Origin of the sequence: Enterobacter sp. KBR-315C3_2022, assembly GCF_041399425.1 — a bacterium.
GTDB lineage: Bacteria > Pseudomonadota > Gammaproteobacteria > Enterobacterales > Enterobacteriaceae > Enterobacter.
On record NZ_JBGKEB010000005.1, the window covers coordinates 197,901 to 214,539 of the forward strand.

A 16,639-nucleotide genomic window follows, 5' to 3' on the forward strand; every position below is an offset into this window, starting at 1 on the left:
TATTCCTGTGGATCTAACCGCAAAGTACGGCGGCGCGAGCAGGGTCAACGGTAATCAGTCCGGCCAGCAGCTGGTCCATCACCGGCGTAAGGCGTGCTTTGTCAGCCTCGCTGCGACCGGCTTTCAGGCGCAGGAGTTTCAGATGGCGGGCCTGTACCTCAAACAGCAGCTCTGGCTCCCACTCACTGAGGGTCACTTCTCTTGCACGCTCACCCAGCTCTGCAAACAGATGCACCGCCAGGTCATTTTTTCCGTACTGCTCAGCAATGCGACCCATCAGCAGGCGCAACAGCCAGCGCTGACGTGTTGTTGTGATACCGGGGCGGCTCTGTAACCAGTTCAGCGCCGCATCCGGGCCTTCGCTGTCCGCCAGCGCCACCGCTTCAGGCTCCAGTGCCAGAATGTCATCGTTACCGGCGGTAACCGGGGCTGATGGTGTGTCGTTGCCCCACCCGCCTGTGGTATCAAGCACGCTCTGCTTTATCCAGTTCAGCGTCACTTCGTCCGCAAACGGTGTTCCGTCACTGAACGCCAGCGTTTCGAGACCGGAAAGGCGGGTCAGCAGTCCTTTAAGGTCAGCCGCGACGATGTCAGCCAGCGTCTCCTGCCCGGATTTCGTCAGGGCCTGGTGGATATACCACTGCAAATCCAGCCACAGGTGATTGGCACCGCGGGAAAAGGTGCTGTCCGCCGTTTCCAGCATTTCAGCCCAGTTTTGCTGCAGGTAGAGGCGTTTGAGTAACGCACGCTGATCCGCTCTTGGCGGTTCGATACGGGTACGCCCCTGTGCGTCCGGGGCCGGAATGGCCCGCAGGGTGTCATGACGCAGGCTTTTCATCAGATGGTGGGCTGACAGCCAGCCATCGGGCTGCTCACGCAGGTATTCACTGAGCGTGCGGGCCTGTGACAGCAAATCCTGACCGGAGGTGATACGCCCGATAGCCGGAGCATCGCTGTGACTCGCCATGGAAGGTGTTTCAGTAGTACTCGCGTTCTGTGGTACCACCGCATCCACCCCGCCAGCTTTCTGCAGACGGCTTTCCAGGGCACCATACAGCGCGTTCAGCTCAGGGCGTATTTCATCCGGTTCATTTTCGGTAAGTTGCGCAATCAACAACAGCGCCCCGGTGGTTCGCATCGCATCGTTCCTGACCACCTCAGGGTACAAGGAAAGGGAGTCAGTCATACGCGAACCGGCCAGCCATTCCAGTGCCGCCTTACGGCTGCGGTCACGCTGCGGATGCAGTTGTGATCCAAAGCGCGCCAGTAGTCCGGCCAGTAGCTCGAGTCCTTCGGCCAGCCCCTGCTCACCTTCACGGTGCAGCTTCGCCCAGCAATAGTACGTCGCGACGCGAATGTCTTTTGCAGTGGTGGTCAGCAGCTTCTCCGCCAGACGGCAGATAAGCTCGGTGTCTGCACCAGTGAGTTTGTTGACCTCTTCACGCATCTGCTGGAAATCATCATCATAGCCCGGATCTTCACCAGCGGACGAGGGTCCGGACAGTGGCTGCAGCCAGTTATCCCACTGCGCCACCCGCTCACGGGTTGCTACAAGTAATGGTTCCTGCTCTGCCTGACAGGCACTCAGTAACGTGTTCAGCGTGCTCATTAGTGGACCTCCTCTGCATCGCTGGCCGCACTGGCGACCTCGCCTGATGCCGTAATGCCGGTCGTGCTGAAGATGGTCTCCGGCAGACGGAAATTACGCAGTTTCAGCAGCGCCAGCGGACCTTCGCCGGCTTCGGTACGCAGGGTGTAATTGAGCATGCGACCGTCCTGTGCCTTCCAGCTCAGGCTGTAGCTGCTGCCGACACCCGGGTAAGCACTGACCGCGGCTTTGTCGAGCAGACGGATCCAGCCCCAGGCACCTGGGATATCGGCGTACTGACGGGTGCCTGCCTGTGTGCTAATCCAGCTCAGGTTCGCCCCCGGAGCCTCAGTATCTGCAGGCCAGGAGAAGCGCTTCCACGCCGGCAGCTGATTCACATACGTCAGCTTCTGGCTGTCGATAATCATGTCGGTCTGCATCACACCATCGGCGGTGCCCGGCCGCAGCTCAAAGTTCATCCCGGCATTGCCTTCCGTGAAGGCCACATCCGAGATATGGCTAAGGGTGTTGATGGCACTGAGGAATGCCGGGTTAAACGTCAGCCCCTGCGAGTTGATGCTGTCCGGCACCCAGTGGTTGCCTTCCTTATGCAGGACACCTTTCAAGCGGGTCTGCAGGAACTGTGCAATACGCCCGGAGTCCGCGTTAAGGTACTTCGCCAGCAGAGGCAGGGAAACATCACTGCTGGCATCATTAAACGGATAGCGACCACCAAACACAGAATTCCACTCACTGACGACGGCCTGCTGCCACTGGGCATTGAGGCTGTCGGCCGCCGGGGTCAGCACCTGCTGCCAGGCCTGCTCCATGGGATTCACAAACACCGTCCGCCCAAATCCGCTCCACTCCTGTCCCAGACCGGCGGCAATCAGACTGCCGTAGTCACGGGTTTCGGTCAGATCCACGGCTTTGCCCTGGAATACCGTCTGGGCAATGGTCTGAGTCATCGCCTGCGGGTCGGCGGCGTTGGTCACCTGCTGAAGGCGCAGGCGGACCTGCGTCACGCGGGTCAGATATGACTGCAGGCTCAGTTCCTGTGCACCGGTGCGGCTCTTGTCCATCAGGGCCAGTACCGGACCAAAGGTCGCATCCAGTGGACCATGAACACCGGCACTCTGGTCAATGGCATCTTTGTTGTCACCGCCCAGCAGATTCTTCGCGGATTTCACCAAGGAGTCGGAAATCGCCTCGCCGGTCTGTCCGGTGCGTCCCTGGATGTTAAGTGTGTTCATCAACGCCACCAGAGGGGACTGGCGCACATCGGCCATCAGCGTCAACTGATCAATGGAGTCCGACAGCGTCGCAGCCGGGTTCCAGCGCAGGCTGTTCAAAAACGCCAGCCAGGCACCACCAAAGTCGGCGAAGTAGCGCTCCGTCAGCCGCTGCTTCAGCGCTTCCGGTGAGGTTTCATCCTGTTGATTCACCTGACGCTTACTGTCCGTGAGCACCCAGTCGAGTTCATCCCGGCGAGCTTTCACCACTTTTTCAATAGCGGGCTGTACCGCCTGTTCCCAGGCCTGGCGGGTAAACATGCCCGGCACAATTTCGGTGGTACTGAACAGGCGGGAAGCATCGGTATCACCGGTCATATCTTCGAGGCGCATATCGACATACAGGCGCGCCACCTGAGAGAGCATCTTCTGGTACAGGGTCGATTCGCTGTTGCGCACGCCCATCAGGCGAACCAGCAGCGAGCGCGCCTGACTGACCATACTCTCATCCGCACGGAGCTTCCATTCCGGATGCGCAATCAGCTGCGCCCCCCAGAACGTCAGCAGTGACGGAGCCACACCCTGCCAGACGGCGTCTTTCACACCGTTACGTTTCGGCCAGTCGTTCAGCAAAGCTGAGCTGAACCAGGTAGCGTCCATATGCTCCGGGCGCGCCAGCATGAGGTAGAGCTTGAGCTGGTCATAGGTACTTTTTGCCATCTGTTCCCGCAACGGACTACCCGGTGGCAGCGCGTTAAAGGCACTAACCTGCTTCTGCAGATGGTTTGCCGCCGCATCCCTTAACAATGGCTGTGCACTGTCCTGATAACGGGGCCAGAGTGCGGTCAGTAGTGCATCATTCTGACTGAGTCCGGCACGTTCATACCATGGCACACCATGCTCAGCGCGATACTGAAGACGAGCCAGGGTCTTCTGCAGTTCCGACAGCGCATGCAGACGTTGCTCCAGCGGCTGATTCTCCCGGGCGGCAAGAGATGCCTGGGCATTTGCGCCAGCAATCTGGCTACGGTTGTTGACATACGAAATGCTCATCCACACAGCCCAGCTCACCATCGTAAGCGCAGCAGCAGACGCCAACACCCTGCGCCACGCAATGCCAGGTTTCACGGGGCGCAGCGCGGCAGGAAGCATGCCAACAGATTCAGGCAGGACATCCCAGCGCTTATCCATACCCCAGTGGTGCAGCACGCTACGTTCAGCACCGGAAGAAGGCTGACTGAACACCAATCCGGCCAGCGGCAGCGGACGATACGGATTGAGCATCACCGACAATGGCGCGGTCACGCTCTCCGGTTTACGGATGAGCTGGTCGGCAAGCGTCAGCAGGAAGTTGTGTTTTACATCATCGCAGGTTTGCAACAAACCCTGAGAAGTCAGTTCCGGCGTCAGGGCTGAAAGCTGCTCAGCCAGATCTTCAGGACCGCAACCGGCAGGCAGCAGGCAGCCGGTGGCCTGTACGATGCGGCCTTCCGGCTTACCGGCGCGCGGATGCAGAGACCAGACATACAGGGGAAGCTTCCAGCCAAGCGTTTCCATACGCGCGCTGATGGCATGAGACAGGGAGTCCATGGTGCTTTCAGACGGCACCAGCAATGGCGGTTCCAGCCCTGGTGCTGAGAGCTGATCAAAGGCCGAAGTGACCCACACCAGACCATCCACCGGGCGACGGCGCAGTTTGCGCAGCGCAGTCAGCCATGCACTGTCCGCAGGGGTGTTGAGGTCACCGCCCCACAGCAGCAGCGTGCCGCGATCTTCCTGCCAGAGCTGGCCCGTCAGGCCTGGGGTCAGTTGCTCCACTTCAGCGGCGGTGCCAGTTATCAGCAGAATGCGTGTTTTACGGCCCCAGCGTCGACCGTAGAGGTTACGCATGGCGTCACGGATGGTATCAACGGTGACGTTGCGTGGCGGAGTCAGGGCAACTCTTGATTCATCAGAAGGCAACGCATTGTTCTTCTGCTCCCGCCAGCGGTGATACTTTTCCCGCATGTACCGGAACATGAACGGCGTATAGAAAACAATTAGCAATACTATCCATACGGCAACAAATGCAAGCACTTGCTTCAGTCGGGTATCAAGGCCATACGAGGGCCCCAAATGCAGGATCAAGGCCACTATAATCGCTGAGATGCAGGCTATTATGCCGACAAGCCCCCCTCTGCTCCATGTACTACCCGGCATCATTATTTCCACTCCCTGAGGTAACAGTACTGACAAAACGATCAGCACCTGAGGTAAACAACCCTAAAACAGGTTTGTTGCTGACGAACACTATGTCGGCCAGTAATGTGGCTAAAAGCCACGCACTCCCGCCCCCAGGAATTCCGTTATATTTTTCCAGTACATCAATTTCCTGGGGCACCCATGGTGTCAGATGCGATTGAGACGCGGTCATTAGATCAGCAAACCAGCCATTCCAGTGCCCGTAATCACAAAACACGTTTGACGTCTGACAGGCGATCGTTTGTGTTTCGAGGAACAAACCTATATCAGCCCTGAAATTAGTCATGTCCAGCGGCATCGGTCGCAATATGCGGGCAGAGTGTGAAAGCTGGTATTTTTCAGCAACATCATCGCTGGTAAGTACCATCGCTGCGAGTGCATCGGAATATCGCCCGGCCCCATGCTGCTGTATTACTAGGATCAAATCGATATCCAGAACCGGGTTTTTAAGACGCTCTTCAACCCAGGCAAAAGACAGGGTTTCACAAAAAGAAACGGAACCAGAGATAGCGCGATCGGGATATAGATTTCCCCAGACTTTGTGAAATTGAGAAGCAGATTCCGCAGAATTGTTGTCGCTCACAACAGTAATATTAAGTGGCACGGTAGCAGGTAGTGTCGCGATTGCGTTCTGCACACCAGCCAGACCCAGCTCTAACAGAGAGCCGAAAGTTACGGGTTGAGCGCCAAAATGGCTGGTCAGTGAAAGAAGTTGCGGTGCGCCTGATACCTCTGATTTCGCGATAGCATCAGACGTCACACCTGAAGGCAACAGAGCACTGCTGCCAAGCACTGCCAGATAACGCCCTGCCCAGGATTCCCACTGCTGCTGTCCGTATTCAGCTTCCTTTAGCAAAAAACGGTGTTCATCAACCGTTTTTCCCCAGAGCCAGCCACGCAGACAAAACAGGAATAACCAGCCAATCATAGGGCTGATTGCCAGCCACCAGATATTGAATGTAGCCAGTGCTTTAACCATACCAGAAGCATGGAGTATAAACAGCAGTACCCCCACAACAGCAGCAACACCACCAGCCATCAGCCACCCAAAAAACGACGGCTCAGGTGGCAATTCCGTTGTTGTTGCTTTCGACCTTTCCCAGCCCATTTATCATCCTACGGTGCTGTTCATCGCACTTGAAATTACCGTACAGCCACACTGGCACTTACAGCCATCGACGGCAACAGCGCGACCGTTAAATGTCCGGTGCGTTGATCCTTCAACAATTGGATTTGTGCCATGACCTTCAATCGGGCAACTCACCATGTCACCGACTAATGCTGTTTTTTTTCCGTCGACTGTAATAGCGGAAGAGGCGGAAATTACTTTTCCACCATGAGACGTATTGTCACCAAGTAAAACCAGACCTTTTGCCATATTTCACTCTCGATAAAAAACAATCAATTGATTTTCATCTTGTCAACTTTATCAAAATCAGGGAAGAGAGTTTTTTCAGGAGCAACACTTCCGTCCGGATAAATTATCTTGGAGTACACACCATCGATTTTTTTTTCTGGCTCTATATACTTAACAACTTTCATCTCATCAATTTCAGGGTGAAAATAAATATTACTAAATTCAGACACTCTATAAGAAAGGAAATTGTTTTTCCCTAACAGAGAAAGTGATTTTGTTTTCTCTGCTATTTTCCTTTCTCGAATATATGGATAATATTTAGGTGAAATATTTAAGTCACCGGTAGAGAAGGTGAATTGGCCATTACGCGAAGCATCATTATCAAAAGCAAGCGTCACACCTACCGCTGTACCGGGTACAAGATCTTTGCCAAGGTGTGTTGCGTCTATATACTCGATACCTAAATTGACCGCACTCAGGGTCCATTTACACGAGCCACCGCCAGTCATAGCAACTTTTGCTTTCCAGATATCCCCGATATCTTGCTGCATAAGGATACCAATAACGTTATAGCTTGGCTCCGTGATAACTGAGCCATCAAATCCACTGATTCTCTTTTTCATGCATTCATACGAGATGTATCTGACCTCAAGCGGAAACGGTTTCGTATACTGAGACGGATTTTTTACTTCAATATTGACCCATTTTGTATCTGCCGGTGGAGATAACGTTTTATTTACGGCCCGACTTATGCTGCAACCCGCCGAGGAAAACAACACCAGGGAAAGCAGAATAATTTTTGCTTGATTATACATTTTCCATCACCTCTTCTCCGTATTGAGCAAACCGCAAAAGCGTATCGTTGCCAGACGGCATGGATAACGTAGGGGAAAGCGATACGCCAAGCAGCCCTTCTATACCCAGAAAGATGTTATTTCTTGCTAACTCTTTCTCTGGTATGGCATTTTTATTTTCTTCCATCTGCTCCCTGAATGAATCAACGTTATAACGATGCTCAGTAAAGGTACGCTTTTCCACTATCCCGGCATTATCAATCAGCTCTAACACCTTGTTATACATATAGGGCATATAGGAGGTCATAAAATGTTCAAAAAGATTTAAATTTACGCCTCTGTCCGGATTACTGCCTCTGGGGAAAAAGTCATTTAGATCTACCTGCGTTAATGACGCTTTAAACTCTTTTTGCTGCTGGCCAGCCTGCTGCATCTCCTGTTCCGCCAGCGCAGGCACCAGGTAAAGCTTAGCCTTAAGAGGAAGTGAACTTCTGATAGGAATACACCCTGCCGGCGTTGGCAGGTCTCTCTTACACTCTTTCCACTCCCTGCTCTGGGTGACGGTGAGAAAGGCCACCGTATTACCGTGGTGCCAGAAGCAGTCTCCCCAGGCAACCATCTGGTAAGCGAGAAGTTCACCCACTGACCAGAAAAAGCCCAGTGTACCGCCAAGCCATCCCCAGAGTTTGTATAGTTCATTATCCAGATTGGCCTCCGCAGGTACGGCTGGAATCGGATCGTTATCATTAACATGGCGGAAATGGGTAATCTCCGATAATTGCATTACGGCATCGCGGGTAAAAGTTCGCGGCATTCCATAGGTGTAAAGTATCGGGTTATAGTCCTTCAGTTTTGCTGCATGAATTAATGCCAGTGCGCCACCTAAACTATGCCCACAGATAAACAACTTAAGATTTGCCAGCAGATCTTTTAATGTTTCGACTTCCTCTTTAAATTTCTTCTCAACGCGACTATAACCACTCCAGAACCCGGTATGCACTTTTCCAGCAGGTAGTAAGCCAGTACATTGCGTTTTATCTTTATCACAGACTTCAGAACTTACCGGCCTGAACGCAAGATCCGTCCCCACATCAAACAAGCTGGCCGTTCCGCGCCAGGCAACGATCACCTTATTCGCGTTATAAACATAATAAAGCTGCGTATCACCATCTGCCTTTGTTGCAGCAGTATCGCCCCCTGTCTGTGCTGTTGCCTGTGAATCCTTCTTATCCACCTTAGGCGAAGTATCCCGTGAGGTATCCATAAACACCGGGGGATAATACCGATGGCTGAAGGGAACATCCTGTACCAGCGTATTCCATGCAGAGCCGTCTTTATAAAGCTGGGGTAAGCGGGAAAGATCCTGACACTGGTTAATAAAAAAGCGCGTAATTGACACCGTATCCAGAGTGCTGGCGTTTGCATAGGCAAGTGTCGCTGCCGCCCCGAGGTTAATTCCATTCGCAATGGAATAGTCCTTTTTATGATGCAGAACAAGCTCCCAGGCTCTGAAAGGGCATATTTCAATCACATGGCGTTTTTCAAGTTCATTTGTACGGATTTTAATTCCCTTAAATGCTGTTTTTGCAGGGAAGTGATATGCGGGCAACATTTCTCCGGGTCTTAATTCCAGGTTTGGGGAACTCTGGCAGAGCTCTCCCACTACCGCATAGTGCCAGATATAGCCCTTCCCTTCTGCCCCAGGACGAACAACAGAATCATTTTCCGCATCCCTGCTAACACGCAAGGCGCGTTTTTCCATTTCCGTTACCAGCTGATTATTGTCTAAAGTCAGTCTCAGCTCCAGACCGTGCGGCATGTCGACCCTGATTAGCCCGTCAGCATCGCTCTGACCAGAATAAGTGAATCCCTCCACCGGCCCGGAAACAGGATGAGCGCTTTCCACAGTCCATGGCATATTAGCCACTGGCTCGTTCTGTTCATCTACAAGTTGGAATTCGACCCAATACGGTTTCTGCTTTCCCGCTGTAGCTTTTGCTTCTGTATGCGTCACAGATGTCACTAATGAACTGCCTGCCATAAACATCCCTCCTTATCCAGGTTTAATAACAAACTTATTGGCTCTCTTTTCTTGTTAGATAAAATGTTCCAATCTTTATTATCTCTGAGATGAACACAGCAGCAAGAAATATCACTCCAGCCTTGATTGACATAGATTTAAACACCCATGGCAATATCGATATAGAAGGAATTATGAAAAACAACCTGAATGGCGTTTGAACATAGACTATCCAATTTGCATACTTACACTTTTTTAAGAACATTACAGCAGAAAAGATAATTGATATGTTAAGCAGCAATGAGAATGAAAAAAGGATTAGCGAATACACTCCTTGCTGCGGATAGATATCGCTAAAAGATAATATATCATCAACTAAAGGAATTCGGCCCTGAGAGATATTCAACCAACCAAATCTGACAATGTAAAAGAGGTCAAACATAGCCCAAAAATACAATACACGATTCCGTTTTAAGAAAACTTTCATTTACTTCCCTCATAGACATCATCAGCGGTAGTTGGTTGCCAGTGCCACGACTGGCCGGTAATAGCCCAGGCATCGTCACCTTCCAAGAAAGTTTGCGTTACTTTTCTCTGCTCTCCATAGCGATGTACTGCTGATTTTTGAACTGTCTCGTCGGCGGCATCAGATGGCAAAGGCTGCCATTCCTGAATTTTATCTCTTTTCGTATTCATATAGTCCTTTCCTTCAGAACCAAAAACACGTCCTTCATCTCCCATAGAGGTTAAGCGATTGATTGCCATAATTGCAGTATTTTTCAACCCATGATAATCATGGTCAATAGTAACCCAATGCCCAGGCCCTTCATCCTTTTGCTCACGTGGAAATTCAATGTTTACGTTGCCAGGCATCGATGTGTAAAGCGGTGCGGTCTTCCCTGACGAGTCAGATATTCCTTCAAATATCTCACCATCAGGAGACGTTACTTTATAACTGGTGAATGGTTTGATATCCCCTGATTCGGGATCGGTAACGGTAAAAGTTCCGCCATATCCTTTAGGGAAGGTCACCGGCGGTGTATCTAAACTGGCTGGTCCGGTCTGATTGACATTGGCGGCTTTCAGTAAAATATTCCCCGAGCATCCCAGTTCAATATTCCCGCCGCTAAGCTTTATATAAGCGCCCCCGCAGCTTAAAATCAGTTCCTTGCTGGCATTTACCTTCACGCTCCCCTGACCACTGGCGACAGTGATGTCCTGTAATGCTGAGACATTCATGGCATCCGCCTGCGCCTGAATATCAACTTTCCCTCCCCCGGCATACATTTTCATTCCTGCAGCCTGTGCAAACAAACTTACAGCCTCGCTTGCCGCTACAGTGAACGATTGCCCGGTGCTGATATCCGTGTTTTTCCCGGACATCAGACCAATACTTGCCCCGCCTGAAGCAAGCCGGACAGCCTCAGGACTTAGAATGCCTATTCCGGCTGGCGCACTGGCCAGCATTCCTGGCATTTTCAGATATTTCAGTGAACGGTTAAGTGTCTTCTGGCTGTCGATATCGGATACTGTTGCCTTCGCCCCTTTAGCCGCAGCCTGCAGGCTTCTTGCCAGCGTGAGAGCCTGTTCGAGTTGTTCAACAGCGCTGTCCATTTCAAGCATTATACTGCCGACATCAGGTTGCGCATCTGCGGTAAGTAACACCCCCTTCCCACCACGAACGCTGACCCAGTCGTTAGTGCGCAGCTCCGCCCCCTCGCCACGAAGAACCCTGGAAGCATTGACGTTGTGTCCTAAATTGAGTTGAGTCTTACCTCCGTACTCCGTACTGAGCTTGATATGCTCTTCACCACGCTTGTCCTCCATCCGCAGCTTGTTCAGTCCCGCGGTCCTGACAACGTTGCGCGTGCTGTTGGCTTCAGTGACGTGGTCTACGTGGCGGGAGTCGTGGAGGGCATGGGCAATATACGGACGATCCGGATCACCCTCATGGAACGCAATAGCGACTTCAGTGCCCTGTATCAGCGGGAAGTGGAAGCCATATTTGTCACCACCGTAAGGTTTGGCAAAGCGCACGGGCATGCTTTCCATGCCCTGGCGTTTATCGTCGCGGTCAGCATCAAATTTCACCCGGTACATGCCGGATGCATCCTGCCAGGCGTAGATGTCGTTGTCTTTGGCGCTGGTGACGCGGGCCGTCAGCGTACCGCTGACCACTGGTCGCTTTTTAGCCGCAGGACGCCAGCAACGGTTCTCGTAGTACGGCATCCCTTCCCACATCACGACCAGAGCATTCTTACGACTGGCAATATAGCCCGTGCGGGTAATGATTATGCCGTTGTCCGTTTCTGATGGCAGTGTCGGCGGTACCACACGTTCACTGATGGTCAGCACCTGGGCCGGAGAAAGCAGGGCATTATTACTGCAGCCGCTGATAGTCGTCTGCCCCGACAGAAAACGCTCGTGTTCAAGGCGCGCCCAGAAGTTACCGGTTTCCGCCGTCGGCGTTATTTTGTCACCACGCTCAAGGTGACGCGGCAGGTAGTGATAAACATCACCATAGGTAACACCGTCACCGTCGCCACGGGTCATGTCCGCCGGTACAGAAGTCAGTATATTCTGTGCTTCACGGTGATTGTAATCACTGGCGGTAACGGAGCGCTCAACCACGTTCTGTCGGACGTTAACCCCCCACACCGAGTCAGCGGCATTATCATTCATCCCTGACGGGCTGCTGAGCGGCAGAGACTTACCGAACGTCCATGCGCTCTGCTTGTCTGCGAAATGCACCACTTCAGTCTGGGTGTCGGGTTGCAGGGTAAAGAAATAGAAAATCCCCACTTCGGCCAGAAGACGCTCAATGAACGCGAGGTCATTTTCCTTGTACTGGTTAATCTGTTCGCGCTTCGGATAGTCAGCTTTGAGAGTGAACTCATATTCCCAGCCTTTCAGGCCATGTTCCTGCAGCACCTCGGCGACAACTTCCGGTACCGATTTATTGACAAAAAAGCGGTGAGTACGGAATTGTTTTCGCAGCAGAGACAGGAAAGGCTCAATAATAATCTGGTACGTCGTCTGGTCACGTGAGCCACTGATACGCTTAAAATGCGTCACCACACCATGCACCACTTTCTGCCCGGTCAGCCCCATCAGAGGCCCGGTTCCCATGGTCAGCGTGGCAGGTTTGGTCAACAGTTGCGCTGAACTGATATTCTGATCGCTGCTGGTAAAGATAATGTCGTAGTGATATAGCTCACTCATGAACTCCTTACCGTTAAACTCTTCCACATCCAGTGAAGCTGTGCAGGACGGAATATCCAGACGGTAGCGGTTCAGTCCGCCTTCAGTTAGCGCAGACAGGGTGTTCTTAAGCGTATCTGTCAGACTCATGATTATTGGCTCCATGGGATAACCTGCAGTCCATGACTTTCTTGCCGACGGGCAGTAACAGGTTTAATCAGGGGTACTCAGCGAGTACGTAAAAGCGTGATTACGACTCCAGCCCCGAGGGCGCAGGCAAGGGTTTTAATCAGCAATACGGTCATTTCAAAATTGTTCATGCCGTATTCGCCGTCGCCACTAATGGGGATAAAGCGCTTAACGAATGTGTAAAAACCCGTATAAGGAAGAAACAACACTCCCGCCATCATTAAAGTTAAAAAGATAAAAACCTTCATAACGTTATGCCGGGGCACTATTCAGAAACGTCAATTGAGCCATATGGTCTTAATATTTCTTTATCCGTCAGGGGGAAGTTATATACCTGGCCATGGTCTATCCCTACACCAACAACAAACTTTCTTGGTTCATCAACATTTCCGGCAGAGGTCAAAACAAAATCAACGATGTATTTCCCATTATCTGCAAATTGATAAAACGATGGAGGGATACATAGTTGTTCTGATCTGATTGATAGTGATGGATTATCAATAAACCCTTGTTTCTTCGGAGGCGTACCTCTTGGATTTATCGATATAATTGCGGGCTGATAATCCTGCGCATTTCTAATGTGGAAACAAATACTATCACTAACCAATTTAACCTGTGTCGTTTCATCAAGCTGAAGTCGATCCCCTTTACCGGGACACCCTGCCAGCAGAAAAACGAAGGGCACGGTTACCCCCCTAAAAAATAGAGTGCTATATCTTTTTATCACCATGGAAACCCTCTTAGCGCTTCTTTGTAATGTTGCCGGATAGCACTTTCTGAAATATCTCCATCCAGAGTAACGCCATTCGATCTTCGTAATGTAATCCATGCTTTGTAACCATGCGCCTGCAAGGTGAAATGATCGGCAATTATCTGTGCCTGCTGCTCCATTGGATAATCACTCAACAAACGACCGTCAAGGGTGTAGCGATAGCTGACCAACCAACTCACCAGACCTCTACCGATGACGTTCATTCCCTTGGCACGTTGCCAGACATGACTCATCTCATGAATGAAGAGATGCTGAAGGTCATCCAGCGTCTGAGAAAAATCCTCTCTGTATAACGTGGTACGAAAATACAGTTCACCATTAGGTGTCATTGCGACATTCTCGCCCTGCAATCCAAATGGCAGATAGCTACCATGATGAATTTTCACCTTTTCGTAATCGATCCTGTTACCAAATACCGTTCTGGCTAAGGCGATTTCCCCGGTGGTCAGTTTTCTGACGGAATCATCGTCCTGATTCTTGTCGTCCTTCTTTTTCTTACTGGCATCATGAATGGACATTCTCTGCCTCCGGATTAGCGTTCAGACGCGCCTGAAAATTCAAGCCCAATCCCCTCTTCCTCATCCCATCCCAGGGTCAGGGAAGTGGGTTTCTGCTTCGCGGCCATGTGGGTCAGCAGCTGCTGGCTCAGCACCGGCAGAATTTGCTGGTTAAGCAGGCTGTCAACATTACGCGCACCGGTATCCGGAAGCAGGCAGGCAGCAGTGAGTGCATCACAGAGACTCTCTTCAATATTCGTGGACAAGCCGTAATGACGATGCAGGCGCTGGCTCACCTGAGCGAGCTTCATTTCCACGATGGTGCGCATGGCGGTTTCTGCCAGCGGGCGATAAATCACAGTCTGGAAGCGGGCCAGCAGCGCCGGCTGAAAGTGATCACGCAGGATCGGGCGCAGCAGTTCCTGCAAATCGCCTTCAGTCGCTTCTGGTTGCTCATCAAGCAGCTGCATCAGATGATCACTACCGAGGTTGGAGGTCATCAGAATAACGGTATTGCGGAAGTCGATTTCACGCCCTTCACCGTCGCGCATAAAACCGCGGTCGAAGACCTGATAGAACAGATTCATCACGTCGCGGTGCGCTTTTTCCACTTCGTCCAACAGCACCACGCTGTACGGACGCTTGCGCACCGCTTCGGTCAGAATGCCGCCCTGTCCGTAACCGACATAGCCCGGAGGGGAACCTTTGAGCTGCGAAACGGTGTGCGGCTCCTGGTATTCAGACAAGTTGATGGTGATAAGGGATTTTTCTCCGCCGTACAGCTCATCCGCCAGCGCCAGCGCGGTCTCCGTTTTACCGACACCGCTCGGGCCAACGAGCAGGAACACGCTCTGCGGACCGTTCTCAGACGTCAGCCCGGTTTTGGCCGCGCGCAGGCGCTGGGCGATGGCATTCAGCGCCACATTCTGGCCGACCACACGTTTGCCGATCTCATTTTCCAGCACCAGAAGTTCGGTCTGTTCATCCTTCATCAGCGAGGAGAGCGGTACACCGGTCCAGTCGGCAATCACGTTCGCCACGGTGCGGGTGTCCACATCCAGCGACAGCAGCGGCGAGTTGCCCTGCAGCACCGACAGCTGGTTTTGCAGAGTGGTGATATCGGCCTGGCGGCTGATGTCCTGGCGCACGTCCAGCAGCTGTTCCGTCAGGCTCAGCTCGCGACCGTACTGACTCTCCAGAATATCGAGTTCGACAATCAGGTCGTTCTGCTGCTGTTCAATCGCCGCCAGACGTTCTCCATGCTGATTATTGCCCAGCGCGATATCTTCCAGCAGCGCCTGCTTCTCAATGTCCAGCGCGGTGAGCTGTGCGCGGTACTGCGTCAGCGCTTCCGGCACGGTGTCGAGACTCATGCGCACGCGGGCACTGGCGGTATCCAGCAGATCAACGGCTTTGTCCGGCAACTGGCGGCCCGTCAGGTAGCGGCGTGAAAGCGTAACGGCGGCGCGTACCGCATCGTCCGTAATATGCACGCCATGGTGTTCGGCGTAGCGGGATTTCAGGCCACGCAGCATAAGGCAGGCGGTGTCGTCGTCCGGCTCGTCCACTTTCACCATCTGGAAGCGGCGCTCCAGCGCGGCATCGCGTTCAAAATACTGCTTGTATTCAGACCAGGTAGTGGCGGCAATGGTACGCAGTTCACCACGCGCCAAGGCAGGCTTCAGCAGATTCGCCGCATCTGCACCGCCGGCCTGGTTGCCCGTGCCAATGATGGTGTGCGCTTCGTCGATAAACAGCAGGATGGGCACAGGCGACTGCTGCACGGCATCAATGACATTTTTCAGGCGCTGTTCGAACTCGCCTTTTACGCCCGCGCCCGCCTGCAGCAGACCGAGGTCCAGGGTACGCAGAACGACTGTTTTCAGGCTTTCCGGCACATTACCTTCGGAGATACGCAGCGCCAGCCCTTCCACGAGCGCCGTTTTTCCCACGCCAGGCTCGCCGACCAAGATCGGGTTGTTCTTACGACGACGAGAGAGAATGTCCACCATCTGACGGATTTCGGTATCACGACCAAATACCGGGTCGATTTTGCCTTCCTTCGCTTTGGCGGTAACGTCGAGAGTGAACTTATCCAGCGCGTTCTGTAGAGCCGGGTTCAGTTCACCATCTTTCAGCTCTGCACCAACCGGACGGCCAACAAACTCCACTTCTCCACCGTGGCTCTGCGCCAGTTCCTTCTCCAGTTGCAATTCTGGACGTTCGTCCGACTGTGCATCGAGTAACGGGCGCAGGCGCTCCAGCTGGCTTTGTGCCAGAGTCAGCATCGGCCACAGACCGTCACAACGCAGCAGTTTCGGTTTGCCGGTCAGGGCCATCAGCAGATGATGACTGCGGACCTGCTCTTCACTGTTGAGCGAAGCAATCAGCCAGGCTTCCTGCATCAGCATCTGAATGTTTTCCGAGAGCTGTGGACGATGGCGCACCGAGCGCGGTTGATTATCCAGCCAGCCGAGCAAATCCTGCCACAGCGCATCCATATCCCATTCATAGCGGCGGGCCAGCACCGTCAGGTCACCTTCGCCCTGCTCCAGCAACTTCAGCAGCCAGTGCTCAGGCAGGATTTCCGCATGCGCACGGGTCTGGCAGAGCGAGGCCGCCCCTTCCATCGCACGGGCACAGTAAGGATTCAGGCGACGTAACAGAACGGCTGGATTTTCCATGGATTTCATTCCCTCTCTTTTGACACGCTACCGCCCCTGGCCGTTAACCGATGCCCATAAGGTC

11 protein-coding genes are annotated in these 16,639 nt (G+C 52.8%); all 11 read right to left on the minus strand.

Annotation, left to right across the window (positions count from 1 at the left end; all coding sequences use genetic code 11):
- Positions 1-13: 13 nt before the first annotated feature.
- The 11 genes from tssA to tssH all read right to left on the minus strand — a co-directional run bounded on the left by tssA (position 14) and on the right by tssH (position 16,575).
- On the minus strand, positions 14-1,609 hold the full coding sequence (gene tssA / locus AB8804_RS07955) for a type VI secretion system protein TssA (RefSeq protein WP_371184916.1): 1,596 nt from the start codon (positions 1,607-1,609) through the stop codon (positions 14-16).
- Positions 1,609-5,022: an ImcF-related family protein gene (locus AB8804_RS07960; protein ID WP_371184917.1), complete on the minus strand. Its 3,414-nt coding sequence runs from the start codon at positions 5,020-5,022 to the stop codon at positions 1,609-1,611. The genes tssA and AB8804_RS07960 overlap by 1 nt, the downstream gene beginning before the upstream one ends.
- Positions 5,009-6,169 (minus strand): hypothetical protein, encoded by a 1,161-nt coding sequence (locus AB8804_RS07965; RefSeq protein ID WP_371184918.1) that lies wholly within the window; start codon positions 6,167-6,169, stop codon positions 5,009-5,011. The genes AB8804_RS07960 and AB8804_RS07965 overlap by 14 nt, the downstream gene beginning before the upstream one ends.
- A gap of 3 nt (positions 6,170-6,172) precedes the next feature.
- The gene (locus AB8804_RS07970; protein ID WP_110191008.1) at positions 6,173-6,439 is read right to left on the minus strand and encodes a PAAR domain-containing protein; all 267 of its coding nucleotides are present in this window, start codon (positions 6,437-6,439) and stop codon (positions 6,173-6,175) included.
- Between the two features lie 23 nt (positions 6,440-6,462).
- On the minus strand, positions 6,463-7,233 hold the full coding sequence (locus tag AB8804_RS07975; RefSeq protein WP_371184919.1) for a hypothetical protein: 771 nt from the start codon (positions 7,231-7,233) through the stop codon (positions 6,463-6,465).
- Positions 7,226-9,253, minus strand: a complete 2,028-nt coding sequence (locus AB8804_RS07980; RefSeq protein WP_371184920.1) for a lipase family protein — start codon at positions 9,251-9,253, stop codon at positions 7,226-7,228. Before AB8804_RS07980 ends, AB8804_RS07975 begins: the two co-directional genes overlap by 8 nt.
- Positions 9,254-9,715: 462 nt before the next feature.
- The gene (locus AB8804_RS07985) at positions 9,716-12,583 is read right to left on the minus strand and encodes a type VI secretion system Vgr family protein (RefSeq protein WP_371184921.1); all 2,868 of its coding nucleotides are present in this window, start codon (positions 12,581-12,583) and stop codon (positions 9,716-9,718) included.
- Between the two features lie 77 nt (positions 12,584-12,660).
- Positions 12,661-12,870, minus strand: a complete 210-nt coding sequence (locus tag AB8804_RS07990; RefSeq protein WP_371184922.1) for a hypothetical protein — start codon at positions 12,868-12,870, stop codon at positions 12,661-12,663.
- A gap of 17 nt (positions 12,871-12,887) precedes the next feature.
- Positions 12,888-13,352 (minus strand): putative T6SS immunity periplasmic lipoprotein, encoded by a 465-nt coding sequence (locus AB8804_RS07995; RefSeq protein ID WP_371184923.1) that lies wholly within the window; start codon positions 13,350-13,352, stop codon positions 12,888-12,890.
- The gene (locus AB8804_RS08000; RefSeq protein WP_371184924.1) at positions 13,346-13,912 is read right to left on the minus strand and encodes a type IV secretion protein Rhs; all 567 of its coding nucleotides are present in this window, start codon (positions 13,910-13,912) and stop codon (positions 13,346-13,348) included. The genes AB8804_RS07995 and AB8804_RS08000 overlap by 7 nt, the downstream gene beginning before the upstream one ends.
- Before the next feature lie 14 nt (positions 13,913-13,926).
- Complete coding sequence (gene tssH / locus AB8804_RS08005; RefSeq protein WP_371184925.1) at positions 13,927-16,575, minus strand: type VI secretion system ATPase TssH; 2,649 nt, start codon at positions 16,573-16,575, stop codon at positions 13,927-13,929.
- Positions 16,576-16,639 lie beyond the last annotated feature (64 nt).